The organism is Alphaproteobacteria bacterium (assembly GCA_030739735.1).
Classification (GTDB): domain Bacteria; phylum Pseudomonadota; class Alphaproteobacteria; order UBA7887; family UBA7887; genus UBA7887.
In genome coordinates, this window is sequence record JASLYQ010000019.1 from 1 (window position 1) to 16,972 (window position 16,972).

A 16,972-nucleotide genomic window follows, 5' to 3' on the forward strand; every position below is an offset into this window, starting at 1 on the left:
ATTGGGTTATTTTTTTATTGGGTGGATAAAAGACATATCCACCGCGTTTTTTGGAGCACTGCGAAATGGGGAGGGACTACCGAATAGCAGGATTTTTTAATTCCGTAAGACCAAAACTTGCCCGTGAATGTACCGGTAAGAAATACAAAGGGTGTTGAGTAGGGATTGCCCCCCTAACCAGAACTGCCAACGATTTCGTAATCTATAAAATCAAGGTACTGGTACTTCCAGTATCTCAATCTAAAAACAACGCATCCACCTCATCCATCGTGCTTTTTGTGCGGGTGATGTAATCCGTCATCTTCTCCGTCTGTATCTGCCCATAGTGTTCTTCAATGTATTTCACACTGCACCCCATTACCTTGGACAAGGTGAAAACATCCACATTCCCCAGTTGCAATCTGTAAGTCGCATAAGTGTGCCGGAGTGAGTAGTAGGTGTAATCTTCTGGAAATTCTGTGATACCACTCTCTGCCCGTATCACATCCCACAGACGATAAAGTGTCTTTTTGCTAACCGCCTCACTCGTATCAAAACCTGCAAAGACAAAATCCTGTGGATGCAGATGCTTGCTGTAGGTTTTGATGCGCCCAAAAATATCACCCCGCATCCCGATTGCTGTTCTGTCTTTCCTTACTTTGGACAGTTCTGCCGGGATACGAATATGGACATTTGGGTAGTTGGTTCTTTCATCAGTTGATGGTGGGGATTTCTTAACCTGCACAAAATTCCATTTAATGCGTCTTGCCTCGCCAAAACGCATACCAGTATTTGCAAGAATGAGAATGAAATCACGAACCAACTGCCGTTCATACACTTCTCTTTCGTTGTCTAAATTCTTATGCCAGTTGCGTAGATAGGTATAGAGAACCCGATACTCTTCCCTTTGCATTGCATTACGGTATGCAACGATTTTCCTTATCTCACTCCACACTGGAATTTGGGACTGATTTGCATACCCCTTTTCCATTGCCCATTTGTACATATGACCAATGGTTGCCCTCTCATTGATGAGAGTCACATTTCGTACCTCTGGGTTTATCCTTTTTCGGTACGCATAATAATCTTTGTATTTGTGCCTCTGGATATTATCCAGTTTGGTATTCGCACCAACAAATTTTAATAGGTGCTTCACTTGGGATGAAATGGTTGTCCGCCTGCCTTGCGTTATAAAACCGCCATCAACCCTCTGTTGCTGGAATTCCAAATATTCCTCAACACACCTACCCATCGTGATTGAAAATATCTTATTTCCAACTTCCTTCTGCCCCATCATTTGGTAGTAAATTTTCCGTGCTTTCTCCTTTGCTAAATCCAAATCTCTGGTACGCATGGATTTACGGAAATGCCTTTTCTCATCACTGACCCAGACACGCATCTGCCAAATTTGATTGGATTGCTTGGTGCGCATGAGTTTCACCGCACCGTCTAAAATCTCAACCTCTTGGGTATAGAATTCTGTCTTGGGATTTGATGCTGATGGTGGGTTTTCACCAAGTGCTAAATCACCGTGCATTTGTTCGTTTTGCGGTTCTGTACTCATGTGAATCAATAATCCCTTAAGTTTGAATCTACTTTGAAACCTTCAAACCTAAACCATTGATTCTAATATACTTTGAATCTACTTTGAATGTCTATAAAAATTGTTAAGTAATTGTTTTTATTGACTATTATAAACTACGGATTACTCCCACTCGATCGTGCTCGGTGGCTTCGAGGTCACGTCGTAGACTACTCGGTTGACGCCGCGTACCTCGTTAACGATGCGGTTGGCGGTGCGCGTGAGGAAGCTGTGGTCGAAGGGGTAGGTGTCGGCCGTCATACCGTCGGTCGAGGTGACGGCGCGCAGCGCGCACACATGCTCGTAAGTACGCGCATCGCCCATCACACCGACGGTGCGCACCGGCAGCAATACGGCGAAGGCTTGCCAGATAGCGTCGTAAAGGCCAGCGGCACGGATCTCTTCAAGGTAGATGCGGTCAGCTTGGCGCAAGATCGTCGCGCGGTCTTCGGTCACCTCGCCGGGAATTCGGATGGCAAGCCCCGGCCCCGGGAAGGGGTGGCGGCCGAGCATGGTCTCGGGGAGTCCAAGCTCGCGGCCCAGCACACGCACCTCGTCCTTGAACAACTCGCGCAGGGGCTCAATAAGTTGCAAACGCATGCGTTCTGGCAGACCACCCACATTGTGGTGCGACTTGATGGTATGACTCGGCCCGCCAGCAAACGAGACAGACTCGATAACGTCCGGGTAGAGCGTACCCTGGGCGAGAAAATCGGCACCGTTGATTTTGCCCGCCTCTTCCTCGAAGACATCGATGAAGGTGGCACCGATGATCTTGCGCTTGGCCTCCGGATCGGTGACGCCGGCGAGTTTGTCGAAGAATTGGGCAGCCGCATCCACATGCACCAGCGGTGTGTTGAAACGGTCGCGGAACAACGTTTCCACCTCATTCGCCTCGCCTTCGCGCAACACGCCGGTATCAACGAAGACGCAGGTTAGGCGCGTGCCGATGGCCTCGTGGATCAACGCCGCAGCAACCGAGGAATCGACCCCGCCCGATAACCCGCAGATCACGCGCCCATCGCCCACCCGTTCACGAATCATAGCCACTTGGGTATCGCGATAGGCCGCCATAGTCCAATCGCCGGCACAGCCGGCAACGGCATGGGTAAAGGCGCCGAGTAACGCCGTGCCGTACGGCGTGTGCACCACTTCTGGGTGGAACTGAACGCCGTAATAGCGGCGCGCATCGTCGGCGATCGCGGCAAAGGGCGCGCCCTCGGAGGTGGCTACGGCGCGGAAGCCTTGCGGAAGCTCGGCCACATGATCGCCGTGGCTCATCCAGACTTGCTCACGGTCGCCTTTTTCCCAGACACCATCGAACAGCGCACAGTCATCCACGACATCGACGAAGGCGCGGCCAAACTCGCGATGCCCAGTTCCGACGACGCTGCCACCGAGTTGCTGCACCAAGGTCTGCTGACCGTAACAGATTCCAAGAACAGGGACGCCGAGTTTAAAGACGGATTCCGGCGCGCGGGGTGCGTTCTCCAACGTGACCGAGTCCGGGCCCCCGGAAAGAATGATCGCCCGTGGCGCCGCGCCAGTGAGCGCATCCGCCGCATTTTGGATAGGCACGATCTCGCAGTAAACACCGGATTCGCGGATACGGCGGGCGATAAGTTGGGTGACTTGGGAGCCAAAATCGATAATCAGGATACGGTCGGACACGGGCAATCAAGCCTCGGCTTCAAGGGCAACGCGCGACGGAGCAGAACTGCCCGTATCCCTTGGCTGTGAACATGGGCGAAACGTAGCCCGGGCGGACGCCCACACGCAACTACAGATTTGAAAGCTGAGTGCAGGCCACAATTGCAAGACCATTGGCGCAATGCCGTACTGGCCACCGTAGAGAAAGCAACGCGAGTGACGGTCGACCTCCGCCGGCACGGTGCTGCCGGCCCTGTTAGTTTGCATCCACCACAAGAGCTCTGCTGGCAAGGCACTGCGGCAGAGCAGCGCCTTCTGTGTCAACCTCCAGGCCTCGAATCAGAGCATCTCTCAGTCTCCTTCAGCGGCCGTGGCACGGCAACAAGTTCGCGGCGGCGAACTGGACACCGGATATAACCGCTGCGCCACGGCTTATGGGAGCTCTCGCAACATTCGATTGCGCCGTGACGAATAGTCATAGTATCGGCACGCATTTTATCATCTTCGAGGCCGCAGTTTCGCGGCTTGGATAGCACCCTTACTTTACGCGCGCGGCAGCTATCAGAAATTAGTAACCTAAGCCCAGCCGCCCGAAAATGGTATGACCTGGGCCGTTATCCAGTCGGCGCGGTCGGATGCAAGAAACGCGACCAACGCGCCGAGCTCGTCGGGCTTGCCGAGACGGCCGAGCGGGATCGGGCGGACGATTTTCTTCAGCGTATCCGGATCGCCGACCACCTCGGACGGAAAATAATCTGGATTCTCAACATAGTTGGGTGCCACGGCATTGACCTGAATGTTATGCGGTCCGAGCTCCTTGGCAAAGGTTAGCACCATCGCGTTCGCCGCCCCACGCGCGGTCACATACATGGAATAGTTGGGTAGACCATGAAACGGCGTTGCGGAGGTGACGAAGACGATCTTCCCTGCACTGCGCGCCTTCATACCGGACACCACGGCGGCGGCAAGAGCGTAGGGCGCCTCGACCATTACCTCGAGCCCCGCCCGCATGTCGGCAGGATCCGCCTCTTCCACCTTGGCGCGGATGGCGGGAAAGGCATCATTGTTGATAAGCACGTCGATCTGGCCGTGGCTGCGTACGACCTCATCGACAATCGCCGCGGGTTCGCGCGCGGAGACCATGGCGAGGTCGGCCGGCAATGCACCCGCCGCCTCATCGCCAAGCGGTGCGCAACCGAGGACAATGGCGCCGTCCTCGGTTAACGCCCGCTTTACAGCCGGCCCGGCAAAGCGGCCAGGGTTGCTAAGTAAGACAATTCGTTTGTCAGACATTGATAAGCTCCTCCCGAGTCCGCTACGCGGTAACTATTCGACAGGATGGAAAGGTGCCGGGATCAAGATCTTCGATTCCATTTTTTTTAACATCGGCCGGACCTGCGGCGTAAACTCGATCCATTCCGGGCGCGAAGTCAGCTCGGCACGGCGCTCCGCGCGATCGTTGAGGCTGTCGTAGGCCCACATGTGAACGATCTGGTTGAGTGGGCCGATGTCCGTATAAAAATAGCCGTATCTGTGACCCAGGATCTCTTTTTGCAAATCCACCACCGTGTTCTGATAGACTTTTAGCCATTCGGGGTGACTACCGGGTTGCAGGTCATAAGTGCGCATCTCGACGATCTTCGACATATCGTAGGTCCTCCCTGGATTTTGTTTCACCGGTCACGATTTCAGCCGACTGGAGCCTTGTCAACGCGATCGGCGAAGGCTAAGAGCGCATGTCCCGAGCGAAGGAGAGCCCCATGACCGAGACCTACAGGGCGTTGGTTGTCGACAAGGACGGCGACGGCGCATCGCTGGGCATCCAGGAACGACAAACGACAGACCTCCTAGGGGGTGACGTCACTATTCGCGTTGCCTATTCCAGCGTCAACTATAAGGACGGGCTGGCGACCCTGGCTAAAGGGGGGGTGGCGCGCAAGCACCCGCTGGTGCTCGGCATCGATCTCGCGGGAACGGTCGAGCGCTCGAGCGATTCGCGCTTCGCCACAGGCGACGAGGTCCTGGTCACCGGCTTCAATCTCGGCGTCGCCCATGATGGCGGCTTTGCCGAGTTGGCCAGGGTCCCGGGCGACTGGATCGTGGCCAAGCCCGACGGTCTGACTTTGCGGGAATGCATGGCGCTGGGGACAGCGGGCTTTACCGCTGCGCTGGCGATCCGTGAGCTGGAGGCGCGCGGCCTGGCCCCCGCTGCCGGTCCCGTTCTGGTCACCGGCGCCACCGGTGGCGTCGGCTCGCTTGCCGTCTCCATGCTGTCCCGGCTCGGCTATGATATCGTCGCCTCGACCGGCAAGAGCGATGAGCACGACTACCTCCGCAGCCTGGGCGCAAGCACCATCCTCGACCGCGACGAGGTGTCGGCGGAGACCCGACCGCTGGGTAAGGAGATCTATGCCGCCGCCATCGACCAGGTCGGCGGCACGACGCTGCCCTGGCTGCTTGCCCATCTGCGATATCGCGGCGCCGTAGCTTGCACAGGGCTCACCGGCGGGTTTGCCTATTCGTCGACCGTGCTGCCCCTGCTGCTACGCGGGGTCTCGATCCTGGGTATCGATTCGGTGATCTGCCCGATGGCCGAGCGCCCCGATCTCTGGCAGCGCATGGCCGGTGAGATCAAGCCCGACAGCCTCGCCGAGACCATCGCCGTCGAGACCGACCTCGACGGCCTTCCGGAGGTGCTCAGCCGCATCCTCAAGGCCGAAATACGCGGCAGGACGGTGGTCAAGCTTTAGGCGGGCTCAGCACCAGGCCAACGATCGTTATGGCGATCAGAATCGTGGTGGCGATCAGGCCGACCCGCCGCCGCCATGGGCTGGTCCAGGGCTTGAAGCGAAAAATGCCACGGCCTTTGTGGCGCGGAAGCACAAGCCAAGCGTCATCGCTGACAGCCTCGTAGTCCACGTCGATTTTACCGTCGACCGCTTTTCGCGTCGCGGTCGACGAGACCAGTCCGCGCTCGGTGAGCGCCGCGAGTGCCGCCGCCTCCGTCTCCGCCGATTCGCCGACCGCGATGCCCATAGCAAAGCCGTGTTCATCGCCGAGCATAGCTGTCAGATCCCAGCGCGTGCGCAGGGCACAGCGCAATGCCGCCAGGGGTGAGACGAAGGCCACCGACAGACGCTCGTCATCGCGCCGCCAGGCACGACCGCCAGCACGCGCAATGCGCAGGGTGAGCGAGGAATTTGCTGCATCCGCGAGGGCAGGTGGCAGGCCTTGATCGCACACCACCAGCACAGCTTTCGCCGATTTCTCCCGATTGCCCATGTCTCCGGTCTAACACGCGTGTGCGAAAGGGTCGATCCGGCAACGCTGCTCGGGTATGAGAGGGGCCGAGGAGGATCGCTAACCATGCTCTACCGCGACTACAAAACCCTCGACGAGATCGACGCCCACTACAATCTGACTATGGCCGTACCCGAAGCCGGCGCGATCACCGAGCGCTGGACGAGCGATAGCTCCAAGGCACGCGATAGCTTGGAATCAGTGCTCAGCGTGCCCTTCGGGCCGACCCTTGAGGAATATCTCGACATCTTCCCGGCCAAGCCCGAAGGCGGCAAGGCGCCGGTCCACCTCTTCATCCATGGCGGTTATTGGCGTCGCTTCACCGCCCAGGACTTCAGTTTCATTGCCCCAGAGCTGGTGGCAGCCGGCGCCTGCGTGGTGATCAACAATTATGCCCTTTGCCCCACCGTCTCGTTGGCTGAGATCGTGCGTCAGAGCCGCGCCGCGCTGGCCTGGACCTACAAGAACATTGCCGATTACGGTGGCGACCCCGAGCGCATCACCATCTCCGGCCATAGCGCCGGTGGCCACCTGACAGCGATGATGCTAGCCACCAACTGGGCCGGCGACTATAGCCTGCCTGGAGACCTCGTAAAGGCCGCCTGCGCCATAAGCGGCGTCTTCGACCTGCGCCCCCTGCCCTATACTTTCGTGCAAGCGGCGGTGCAGCTTGGCGCGCATGACATCGCGCAGCTCAGTCCCATCGACCACATTCCCGCCACCGCGCCGCCGCTGACGGTTGCCATCGGTACCGCCGAGACGGGCGATTTCGTGCGCCAGAGCCATGACTTCCACGCCGCCTGGACCACTGCCGGGCATGAGGGCGACTATTTGCCGATCGAGGGCGAGAACCATTTCTCGGTGCTGGACGGTTACGGTGACCCGGCAAGCCCACTGTTTGCAGCAATAAATGGCCTTTTTACGTAAGTTGTATGCGTCGCTGCACCACATATGTCACCGCCTTTGTCGCCCTGCTCTCAGGGCAGGCGGTGGCGGAGGACCCGGTGCCGCAAGTGCTTGAATCCAACTTCCGCAGCGCGCACATCAGCGTCACCGCCGACCGCACGGTAACCGCCATCGTCGATCCGGTGCAGGTCTCGATCTCGGTTGAGACGCCAGTCGGCCTGGCCATAGCTTTGCCCAGCGGCAAGGGCGCAATGGGGCCGTTCCGGGTGCTCAGCGAACGTGACGAGGGGCCCTTCTGGACGGGCGAGGGGCGGCAGCGCTGGGAGCGCCATTACACACTGCGCGCCATTGCCGCCGGCGAGCAACAGCTGCCGTCACTGCCGGTGCTGGTCGAGGACGAGAATACTATCAACCATTTCGCCTGCGTACGCATGGACCGCTGCGGCGGCGAATTGATGCCCGCGGGCAGTAAGATGCGGCGGCTGCGCACGCGACCGCTGCTACTGAGCGTCACCTCCGTGCTGCCCGACGACGCCGTACCGACACGGCCCAAAGGCGTGGCGCCGCCGCTCGAGCTTATCGCACCATCCTCCTTGCCGTCTCTCGCTAAGATACTCGGTGTTCTCGGCATCGTGGCGGTCGGTGCCCTGGCGCTGGCCATCTTCCTGAAACACAAACTCAGCGCAACCTGCGGCGTGCGGGCGCGACGCCATGCCCACAACCTGGCGCTAGCCGCGCTTAAGCGCCTGGCCGGGCTCGATGCCGCGCGCGTGCATGAGTTTCATGCCCGCCTCTCGGCCATCCTGCGCACCTACCTAGCAGGGCGCTTTGGCCTGCCAGCAAGCAAGCGCACCACGGAAGAGATCCTGCTCGCCACCAAGACAGCACCTCATGACGCTCTCGGTCCGACCCTCAGCCAATGCGACCGAGTCAAGTTCGGCCGAGGCCGACCGACCGAATCCGATATGCGCGCAAGGCTTCGCGCGGCCGAGGCCTTTGTCGAAGAAACGGCGGCCGAAGCATGACTTTCGACGATCCCACCGCTCTGATCCTGCTGCTGGCAGTGCCGCTGCTACTGTTGCTCAAGCACGGCCAACGGCGCCGCGGCTCCATCGGCTTTCCGACCACGGCGCCGCTGCTCACCTTGCCGCGGAGCGCGCGCATGCGTCTTGCCGCCGCCATGCCATGGTCCCGGGGGCTGGCCCTGGCGCTGGCAGTAATAGCCGTGGCCGATCCACGCTGGGGCCTGGAATCGTCTCGTGCCTACCAGGAGGGCGTCGCCATCATCGTCGTCGTCGACATTTCCAGCAGCATGCTCGCCGAGGACCTGCAAACCACCGCCGAGCGCGCCACACGGCTGGGCGTTGTCAAGACCACCTTGCGCAGCTTCGTCAACGGCCGCGGGCCGGACAGCAAGGGGCGCGAAGGGGACGCGCTGGGCCTCGTCACCTTCGCCCGCTATGCCGATACGGCAAGCCCGTTGACCCTCGACCACGACGCCTTTCTAGCTACGCTCGATGCGGTTGAAATCGTCGTTGTGCCGCAGGAGGACGGCACCGCCATCGGCGATGCCATGGTGATGGCGACCGATCTGCTGCGCAAAGCCGAGGCCGACAGCAAGGTGATGGTGGTTCTGACCGACGGTAACAACAATGCCGGCACCGTCCACCCAATGGACGCGGCCTGGGTGGCAAAAACCTTCGACATCACCGTGCATACCATCGGCGCCGGCACGCACGATGCCGCGCCCACGACGACGGTCTCGGCGGAATCCGGCACGCGGACCATGGCAACGCCCGGATTCCTTGACCACTTTTTGCTCAAGGAGATCGCCAATACCACGGGCGGCCAAGCCTTCCGCGCCACCGACGGCACCGTTCTGGCCGAGATCTACAGCGAAATCGACAAGCTCGAGACATCGACGCAGGTGATCGAGCAATACCAGCGCTCGGTGCAGATCTTCCCGGCCTTCCTGGGTCTCGCCCTGTTGCTGCTATTACTTGAGGCGATGCTCGGCAATACTGTCTTGCGCATGACGCCGTAAGGAAAAATGCACTTCGACGCCCCATTGCTCTCCGTTTTGCTGTTGCTAGCACCGCTGGTGCTGGCACTGACGGCCCATGGCATCCGGCGCCGGCACCAAGCGCGCACGGCCTTTCTCGGCAGTGACGAGACCAGCGCTCAGGATGCCGCCCGTGACCGCCGCCGCTGGACCAAAGCTAGCATACTGGCCACCGCCGTGGCCTTGTTGGTGGTCGCAGTTATGGGGCCGCGCTGGGGCGACAGCGTCGAGGACGCACCGCGCACCGGGCGCGATATCATCTTCCTGCTCGACATCTCACGCAGCATGCTGGCCGAGGATGTCGTTCCGAGTCGCTTGGAGGCGGCCAAGGCGGCTATCGCCGACATGGTTGAGGTGATTAAGGATAGGGGTGGTCACCGTCTCGGCCTGGTGACTTTCGCCGGCCGCGCCACCCAGCACAGCCCGGTCACGCTTGACCACGCTTTCTTCCTCGACCGATTGGATGGGGTTCGCGGTGGCGCGGCACTGCGGCGTGGCAGCCTGATCGGCAACGCTATTGGCAAGGTGCTGCGGGAGCTGGAGCCCGGCGCTTCGCCCTATACCGACGTCATCCTGATCAGCGACGGAGAGGACCATGGCGGCACGACCCTGTCGGCGGCCCGCGAGGCGGCACGCCTCGGCGTCACCCTCTATCCTATCGGCATCGGCAATCCCCTGACCGGCGCCAGCATTCCCCTGACCAGCACAACCGGCGAGCGTGCACCCCTGATGCATAACGGCGAGCCGGTGATGACTAAGCTACAGGAGCCCCTGCTACGCCAGATCGCGGGCATCACCGACGGCGTCTATGTGGCGGCGCGCACCGCACCAGTGGATCTCGGCAAGCTCTATCGCGATGCCATCTCGCTCAAGCGCGGACGCGAACTCGAGGGCCTGGCCCAGACCAGCGCCGGTGAGTTTTTCCGCTGGCTGGCGCTAGCCGCGGTGCTGCTGCTGGCACTGGAGATGCTGCTCGACGAGCAACCGCGTCCGGCGGCACAGGCGGGGTCCCGTTATTCGCCCACATTGGCCGCCGCAGTGCTGCTGCTGTTCGGACTCACCGGCTTCGCCGATTCCGACTCTCCCTACGACGCCGTGGCGCGAGGCAACGCTTTATATGCGGAGGAGCGCTACGAGGAGGCCGCCACGCTCTATGCCGCCGCACGCACGAAGCTTCCAAACGAACCGTTGGTGGCCTTCAACATCGGCGTCGCACGCCTCCAGGCTGGCGATCCGAAAGCGGCCGAAGCAGCGCTCTCAGCCGCGTTTAATACTGATGACACTAGGCTCGCTGCCCTCACTCACTACAATCTCGGTAATGCTCGCTACGTGCAGGCACTCGACGTGCGCGAGACCTCGGTAGAGGATGCCGTTAGCTTTATCGAGCAGGCCATGGAGAGTTACCGTGCCGCGCTCTCGCTACAGTCGGATATGGAAAACGCCATGTACAATCTCGAGCTAGCCTATCGTTTACTCGACGATTTATCTGATGAACGTAGTCAGAGCGGGGCGCCACAGGAACAGGAATCGCCTCAGGCGGCGGGCAAGCCCGGCGAGGCCACGGGGGCCTCCGGAAACCAACCCGGCCCCGGCGCCCAGCCCGTAACGGACCAGTCGGTGCAGAATCGTACGGGCGAAGCCAGCAAAGCGGCGCCAAAGGCTCTACCCAGCGAGGACAACTCCTCAAGCGGTAGCCCTGGCGCCGGCGCCCGCTTCACCATGACCCGGGAAGAGGCCGAGGATCTCATCGACCTGGTACAAAGCAAGACCCGCGAAGCCGAACGCCAGCGCCGGGAATGGCAGGACGCGCGCCTGCGCGACCCCAAAGTGGAGCGGCCCTGGTAGCGCCAGGTCAGTCGCAAGGCGCGCGTCATGGCAGGCGGAACGTTAGCCGATACCGTTAAAAGCTATTGATCAGCAGACGAAACTCTGCATTGGGTTCGTTTCGAAATTTACTTTACCACAAGGGGATCATAGCGCTAGCTCGTGAGACTATCGATCGTCAGTAGTTCTTTGATAAACATTTGGTACCTAATTAAAAAATAATTAATGCTCTTTGCCAAATCAATGTTGTGGACTCGGGGGTCGTTATGCAGTACTGAATTCGGTATACTGTATGCAAGGAGGCTTACAGGTGCGCACCATTGAAAGTCCGCCGGGGCTTGTGGAGCAAGCCTATGCGGCGATTCTCGACTCCATATGCGACGGCCAGCTGCCGCCGGGGGAGCGGCTGACCCAAGCCGAGATCGCGGGACGGCTCAATGTCTCGCGCCAACCGGTGGGGCAAGCCTTGGGGTTGCTCAAGGCCCAAGGCTTCGTTTGCGATGCCGGTCGCCGCGGGCTAAAGGTGGCGCCGTTGTCGGCCGAGCTGGTGCACCAGCAATATGAATACCGTGCCGCCGTCGATGCCCTGGCCGCCGCAAAAGCCGCGGAGCGCCATACCGAGGCAGACCTAGCACAAGGTCGCGCCATCCTGGCGCAAGGCCGTAGCGTTCTTGCCGAGGGCGCGCTGGCGCAAGTCATCGAAATCGAGACCGCCTTTCACGGCTGGATTTACGAAACCGCTGATAACCCCATCATCGTCGAGGCCATGGAACGGCTCTGGGCCCACGCGCGGCGCGTCATCGGCGCCGTCCTAGAGATGCCGGGAGACTGGCCGCAGCGCGTCTGGCAGGAGCATCTGACCATCTTCCACGCCGTCGCGGCGAGCGATGCCGATCTTGCGGCTGAGCTTGCCCGTGCCCATGTCGAGGCGGCGCGGCTGGCCTTAACCGAGAGCATTGGCAGAGGCGCACATGACTGACACCCCCACTATTCGCGTGCTGATCGCCAAGGTCGGCCTCGACGGCCATGACCGCGGTGTCAAGGTCGTGGCGCGCTGCCTGCGCGATGCCGGCATGGACGTGATCTATACCGGCCTGCACCGCACCCCGGAAGAGACGGTGACTGCAGCGGTCCAAGAGGACGTCGACGTGCTCGGCATCAGCCTACTTTCGGGCGCGCACATGACCATCTTTCCGCGCATACTCGAGCTGCTGAAAGAAGCGGATGCCGACGACATTCTGCTCGTCGGCGGCGGCGTCATGCCCGACGAGGATATTCTCGCACTCAAAGACATAGGCGTCGCGGCGACCCTGCTGCAGGACACACCGCCGACGGTTATCGTCGAGACGATCCGCAATCTTGTCGCCGAACGAGGGGCGCGCTGATGGAAGACTGGCATTTTCCCCCGTCCTATGATGAGACATATATGCCAGCAGCCGACGCCCGTCATTGGTTTCCTGAGCGAGAGTGCATGGATCCGGGTGCGCGTGACGCCGCCATCGTCATACGTTTGCGCGAGGTCATGGAACATGCTTGGAAGAACGCTCCTTTCTATCGCCGCAAGTGGGACGACGCGGGCGTACACCCCTCACACATCACCTCGCTAGAGGCCTTCGAAAAAGTGCCCGTGGTGACCAAGGCCGACCTGCGCGCTGCGCAAGCCGCGCATCCGCCTTTCGGTGACTATCTTTGTATCCAACCGGACGATGTGCACCATATACACGGAACTTCTGGCACCACCGGCCGGCCGACCACCTTCGGCATCGGCCGCGACGACTGGCAGGCGACAGCGGACGCGCATGCGCGTATCCTTTGGGGCATGAGCGTGAGACCCGGCGACATACTGTTCGTCGCCGCCATCTTCTCGCTCTATCTGGGCTCCTGGGGGGCCATGCTGGGAGGTGAGCGGCTAGGCTGTCGCGTCTTCCCCTTCGGTGCCGGTGCCGGCGGCATGACGGCGCGCGCCGCATCCTGGCTCGATGCCGTAAAGCCGCAGGCCTTCTACGGCACGCCGTCCTATGCCCTGCACTTGGCAGAAGTAGCACGCGAGGAAGGCTACGAGCCGCGCGACTTCGGCCTCAAGGTGATGTTCTTCTCTGGTGAGCCCGGCGCCTCCATCCCCGGCGTGCGCGACCGCATCGCCGAAGCTTATGGCGCCACGGTCTTCGATTGCGGCACCATGGCCGAAATGATGCCATTCATGAGCGCCGCCGGCAGCAAGGAGGCGAGCGAGGGCATGTTGCTGTGGCAGGACATCGTCTATCACGAGGTCTGCGACCCTGGGAGTTACGCCCGCGTGCCCTTTGGCAGCCGTGGCACGCCAGTCTATACTCACCTGGAGCGCACCTCCCAACCCATGATTCGTTTGCTGTCTAACGATCTTACCCACTGGGTCGACGGCCCCAGCCCCTGTGGACGCACCTACCCGCGCTTACCCGATGGCGTCTACGGCCGAATCGACGATATGTTCCAGGTGCGTGGCGAAAACATCTATCCCTCCGAGATAGATGCCGTGCTCAACACCATCGACGGCTATGGCGGCGAGCACCGCATCATCATTAGCCGCGAAGGCGCCATGGACGAGCTACTGGTGCGGGTTGAGCCTAGCGAGGTGGCGGCACCCGATTTCGGCGAGCGCTGCGCCGCCGGCCTGCTCAGGGTGCTCGGCGTGCGTACCCAGGTGGAAGTGACAGACGCGGGCGAGTTCCCGCGCACGGACTTCAAAGCGCGCCGCGTGATCGACGACCGCCATTTGTTCCGCACGCTCGCCGCCAGCCTGGATGAGGGAGACAAGGATGGTGCCTGACGACGCCTTGGCGCTCGTGCCACGTTTGCTGGCCGGCGAGACCCGCGCCATTGCGCGGCTCATGACCTGCGCCGAGACCGGCAACGACGCCAGCCGCCCAGCCCTCGCGCAGGCCTATGCCCATGGTGGGCGCGCTCATGTCATCGGGCTCACCGGCGTGCCTGGCTGCGGCAAGTCGACGCTAGTCCGGGCGCTCACCGTCGCCTTGCGCGAGCGGGGGCGCAAGGTCGGGGTGGTCGCGATCGATCCCTCAAGCCCATTCTCCGGCGGTGCCATTCTCGGCGACCGCATCCGCATGGCCGATATCGCCGGCGATCCCGGTATCTTCATCCGCTCCATGGCCTCGCGCGGAGCCTTGGGTGGGCTCGCCCGCACAAGCCTCGACGCGGTGGACCTGCTTGATGCGGCAGGCTTCGATCCAGTCATCATCGAGACCGTCGGTGTAGGCCAGGACGAAGTGGAAATCGTACACGTCGCCGATACCACGGTGGTGGTCTCCGCCCCCGGTCTCGGCGACGACATCCAGGCCATCAAAGCGGGTGTCTTGGAGATCGCCGACATCCACATGGTGAGCAAGGGCGACCGGCCGGACGCCGACAAGACCGTGGCCGAACTCAAACAAATGCTGATGTTGGGCGAGTTGAAACAAGAAGGCTGGGCAGTGCCAGTGCTGGCAACTAGCGCGCTGACCGGCCACGGCATCGACAAACTGCTCGGCCTGATTGATGCCCACCGCACCCATCTCCAGGACAGCGGCACGCTAGCGGCGCGGCGGCGGCGCAGCGCCGAGACCCGCACCCTCAAGATCGCCGAAGGCATCATCCGTGGGCGCTACGCCGCCGGACGCGGGGCCGAGGCACAGGCAATCATCGACCGCGTTAGCGCGCGGAAGTTGGACCCACACGGGGCAGCCCTGGCATTGTTAGACATTCTCAACCAGGGAAACACAGCATGACCAAGGCGAGCGCTATTCCCGACGGCATGGCTTTGGAGCAGCTTGAACAGGCCTGCGCCGAGTGGGAGCGCGAGGACGTGGCGGCCTTCTTGGCGCGCCAGCCCGAGTCGCGAAACAGCTATCACACTACCTCGGGCTTCGACCTCAAGCGCACCTATACGGCACTCGACGTGGCCGACACACCACTCAATGATATCGGCCTGCCGGGGCGCTATCCCTTCACCCGCGGCCCATACCCGACCATGTATCGTGGTCGCCTCTGGACCATGCGTCAGATTGCCGGCTTCGGCACGGGCGAGGACACAAATGCGCGCTTCCGTTATTTGCTCACGCAAGGCCAGAGCGGATTGTCGACCGATTTCGATATGCCGACGCTGATGGGCTACGACTCTGACCACGCTATGAGCCACGGCGAGGTTGGCCGCGAGGGCGTGGCGATCGATACCATCGACGACATGGAAAAGCTTTTCGACGGCATCGATCTAACCAAGATCTCTGTCTCGCTGACCATCAATCCGAGCGCCTGGGTGCTCTATGCCATGTATATCGCGTTGGGCAAACGCCGCTGCTACGATCTGAACGACCTTTCAGGCACCATCCAGGCGGACATCCTCAAGGAATACATCGCACAGAAGGAATGGATCTATCCGATCCGCCCCTCGGTACGCCTGGTTCGCGACTGTATCGCCTATGGCGCCCGCCACATGCGCCGCTACAACCCGGTCAACATCTCCGGCTACCACATCTCCGAAGCCGGCGCGACGCCCGTACAGGAAGCCGCTTTCACCATGGCCAACACCATCGCCTACGTGGAGGAGGTGGTGGCCTCAGGCCTGTCGGTGGACGAATTTGCGCCACGTCTTTCGTTCTTCTTCGTCAGTCAGGCGGACATGTTCGAGGAGGTGGCGAAGTTCCGCGCCCTGCGCCGCGTCTATGCCAAGATCATGAAGACACGCTTCGGCGCACAAAAGGCAGAATCGATGCGGCTCCGCTTCCACGCCCAGACGGCAGCGGCAACGCTGACCAAGCCGCAATACCAGGTGAATTTGGTACGCACCGCCTACCAGGCTCTCGCTGCCGTGCTGGGGGGTTGCCAGAGCCTGCACACCAACGGCATGGACGAGGCATTCACCATCCCCACCGAAGAAGCCATGCGGCTCGCACTGCGCACTCAGCAGGTGATGGCGGACGAGAGCAACATCACCGCCGTAGTCGATCCATTAGGTGGCTCATATTATGTTGAACATTTGACTACGCGTATGGAGCGTGAGATCTTCGCCATCCTCGCCAAGGTCGATGATATGGGTGGCGCCATCAAGGCCATCGAGGCCGGTTGGTTTCAACGCGAGATCGCCGATTCGGCTTATGCTGAGGCGCTGAGGCGAGAGAGCGGCGAGCAGACCGTGATCGGCATCAATAAATATGTCGAGACCGATGAGGCCGACCCCGGAATCGAGGTCCACCCGTACGACCCCGAGACCGAACGCCACCAGATCGCCGCCCTGCACAAGACCCGCGCCGAGCGTGACAACGCAAAGGTGGAAGCGCTGATGCAGAAGCTACGCGAGGTGGCGACGGACGAAGCAGCGAACATCATGCCCGTTACCATAGAACTTGCCGAGGCCCGAGCGTCGATGGGCGAGATCGTCGAGTGTCTGAAGGAAATGTGGGGTGGCTATCGCGAGGTGCCGGTTTTTTGAATACTCCAAAGGTGTGTGGCCAGTAGCCGTCGCCGCCTTCTATTCCTTCGGTTCTGGCAAACAATTCTAGCCAGTGCTTACACTTGCTAGAGCACCTTTCAACCATACGCGATCATTGATAGCCCAGCTCGCCCTACTGGATAGATGCGCCGTACCGTTTGGTTGAGTCCCCATATGACCGGTGCGTCGTTCCTATCCGAAAAGCTGT

The 16,972-nt window shown here is 60.8% G+C and carries 15 protein-coding genes; 10 read left to right on the top strand and 5 right to left on the bottom strand.

Going from position 1 to position 16,972, the window contains the following annotated elements; translation table 11 throughout:
- Positions 1-235: 235 nt before the first annotated feature.
- The 4 genes from QF629_09920 to QF629_09935 all read right to left on the bottom strand — a co-directional run bounded on the left by QF629_09920 (position 236) and on the right by QF629_09935 (position 4,858).
- The gene (locus tag QF629_09920) at positions 236-1,543 is read right to left on the bottom strand and encodes a tyrosine-type recombinase/integrase (protein MDP6013846.1); all 1,308 of its coding nucleotides are present in this window, start codon (positions 1,541-1,543) and stop codon (positions 236-238) included.
- A 141-nt stretch (positions 1,544-1,684) separates the two neighbouring features.
- Complete coding sequence (gene guaA / locus QF629_09925) at positions 1,685-3,232, bottom strand: glutamine-hydrolyzing GMP synthase (GenBank protein MDP6013847.1); 1,548 nt, start codon at positions 3,230-3,232, stop codon at positions 1,685-1,687.
- 555 nt (positions 3,233-3,787) lie between these two features.
- Positions 3,788-4,504 (bottom strand): SDR family oxidoreductase, encoded by a 717-nt coding sequence (locus QF629_09930; GenBank protein MDP6013848.1) that lies wholly within the window; start codon positions 4,502-4,504, stop codon positions 3,788-3,790.
- Positions 4,505-4,537: 33 nt separating this feature from the next.
- The gene (locus QF629_09935; protein MDP6013849.1) at positions 4,538-4,858 is read right to left on the bottom strand and encodes an NIPSNAP family protein; all 321 of its coding nucleotides are present in this window, start codon (positions 4,856-4,858) and stop codon (positions 4,538-4,540) included.
- A 113-nt stretch (positions 4,859-4,971) separates the two neighbouring features.
- On the opposite strand from QF629_09935, the gene QF629_09940 reads away from it, so the two are divergent.
- Entirely contained in the window at positions 4,972-5,961 is a 990-nt protein-coding gene (locus QF629_09940; GenBank protein ID MDP6013850.1) for an oxidoreductase, read from the top strand.
- Here the strand turns inward: QF629_09940 and QF629_09945 are convergent.
- Complete coding sequence (locus QF629_09945) at positions 5,951-6,493, bottom strand: hypothetical protein (protein ID MDP6013851.1); 543 nt, start codon at positions 6,491-6,493, stop codon at positions 5,951-5,953. The genes QF629_09940 and QF629_09945 overlap by 11 nt on opposite strands.
- 84 nt (positions 6,494-6,577) lie before the next feature.
- On the opposite strand from QF629_09945, the gene QF629_09950 reads away from it, so the two are divergent.
- From QF629_09950 to QF629_09990, 9 genes are all read left to right on the top strand, one after another.
- The gene (locus tag QF629_09950; protein ID MDP6013852.1) at positions 6,578-7,438 is read left to right on the top strand and encodes an alpha/beta hydrolase; all 861 of its coding nucleotides are present in this window, start codon (positions 6,578-6,580) and stop codon (positions 7,436-7,438) included.
- 5 nt (positions 7,439-7,443) lie between these two features.
- Positions 7,444-8,442, top strand: coding sequence for a hypothetical protein (locus QF629_09955; GenBank protein ID MDP6013853.1), 999 nt, complete (start codon positions 7,444-7,446; stop codon positions 8,440-8,442).
- Positions 8,439-9,461 carry a VWA domain-containing protein gene (locus QF629_09960; GenBank protein MDP6013854.1) on the top strand — a complete coding sequence of 341 codons (1,023 nt, stop codon included), beginning with the start codon at positions 8,439-8,441 and terminating at the stop codon, positions 9,459-9,461. The genes QF629_09955 and QF629_09960 overlap by 4 nt, the downstream gene beginning before the upstream one ends.
- Positions 9,462-9,467: 6 nt before the next feature.
- Positions 9,468-11,324 carry a VWA domain-containing protein gene (locus QF629_09965; protein ID MDP6013855.1) on the top strand — a complete coding sequence of 619 codons (1,857 nt, stop codon included), beginning with the start codon at positions 9,468-9,470 and terminating at the stop codon, positions 11,322-11,324.
- A gap of 289 nt (positions 11,325-11,613) precedes the next feature.
- A complete protein-coding gene (locus QF629_09970) occupies positions 11,614-12,282 on the top strand; it encodes a GntR family transcriptional regulator (protein ID MDP6013856.1) in 669 nt (222 codons plus the stop codon).
- On the top strand, positions 12,275-12,688 hold the full coding sequence (locus QF629_09975; protein ID MDP6013857.1) for a cobalamin B12-binding domain-containing protein: 414 nt from the start codon (positions 12,275-12,277) through the stop codon (positions 12,686-12,688). Before QF629_09970 ends, QF629_09975 begins: the two co-directional genes overlap by 8 nt.
- Entirely contained in the window at positions 12,688-14,109 is a 1,422-nt protein-coding gene (locus QF629_09980; protein ID MDP6013858.1) for a phenylacetate--CoA ligase family protein, read from the top strand. Before QF629_09975 ends, QF629_09980 begins: the two co-directional genes overlap by 1 nt.
- Complete coding sequence (meaB, locus tag QF629_09985; GenBank protein MDP6013859.1) at positions 14,099-15,064, top strand: methylmalonyl Co-A mutase-associated GTPase MeaB; 966 nt, start codon at positions 14,099-14,101, stop codon at positions 15,062-15,064. Before QF629_09980 ends, meaB begins: the two co-directional genes overlap by 11 nt.
- Complete coding sequence (locus QF629_09990) at positions 15,061-16,764, top strand: methylmalonyl-CoA mutase family protein (GenBank protein MDP6013860.1); 1,704 nt, start codon at positions 15,061-15,063, stop codon at positions 16,762-16,764. Before meaB ends, QF629_09990 begins: the two co-directional genes overlap by 4 nt.
- Positions 16,765-16,972 lie beyond the last annotated feature (208 nt).

Coding starts and splice junctions, on each gene's coding strand:
- QF629_09935 (MDP6013849.1), bottom strand. CDS start 4,858: ATGTCGAAGATCGTCGAGATGCGCACTTATGACCTGCAACCCGGTAGT.
- QF629_09945 (MDP6013851.1), bottom strand. CDS start 6,493: ATGGGCAATCGGGAGAAATCGGCGAAAGCTGTGCTGGTGGTGTGCGAT.
- QF629_09920 (MDP6013846.1), bottom strand. CDS start 1,543: ATGAGTACAGAACCGCAAAACGAACAAATGCACGGTGATTTAGCACTT.
- QF629_09960 (MDP6013854.1), top strand. CDS start 8,439: ATGACTTTCGACGATCCCACCGCTCTGATCCTGCTGCTGGCAGTGCCG.
- QF629_09930 (MDP6013848.1), bottom strand. CDS start 4,504: ATGTCTGACAAACGAATTGTCTTACTTAGCAACCCTGGCCGCTTTGCC.
- QF629_09990 (MDP6013860.1), top strand. CDS start 15,061: ATGACCAAGGCGAGCGCTATTCCCGACGGCATGGCTTTGGAGCAGCTT.
- meaB (MDP6013859.1), top strand. CDS start 14,099: ATGGTGCCTGACGACGCCTTGGCGCTCGTGCCACGTTTGCTGGCCGGC.
- QF629_09955 (MDP6013853.1), top strand. CDS start 7,444: ATGCGTCGCTGCACCACATATGTCACCGCCTTTGTCGCCCTGCTCTCA.
- QF629_09965 (MDP6013855.1), top strand. CDS start 9,468: ATGCACTTCGACGCCCCATTGCTCTCCGTTTTGCTGTTGCTAGCACCG.
- QF629_09980 (MDP6013858.1), top strand. CDS start 12,688: ATGGAAGACTGGCATTTTCCCCCGTCCTATGATGAGACATATATGCCA.
- QF629_09975 (MDP6013857.1), top strand. CDS start 12,275: ATGACTGACACCCCCACTATTCGCGTGCTGATCGCCAAGGTCGGCCTC.
- QF629_09940 (MDP6013850.1), top strand. CDS start 4,972: ATGACCGAGACCTACAGGGCGTTGGTTGTCGACAAGGACGGCGACGGC.
- QF629_09950 (MDP6013852.1), top strand. CDS start 6,578: ATGCTCTACCGCGACTACAAAACCCTCGACGAGATCGACGCCCACTAC.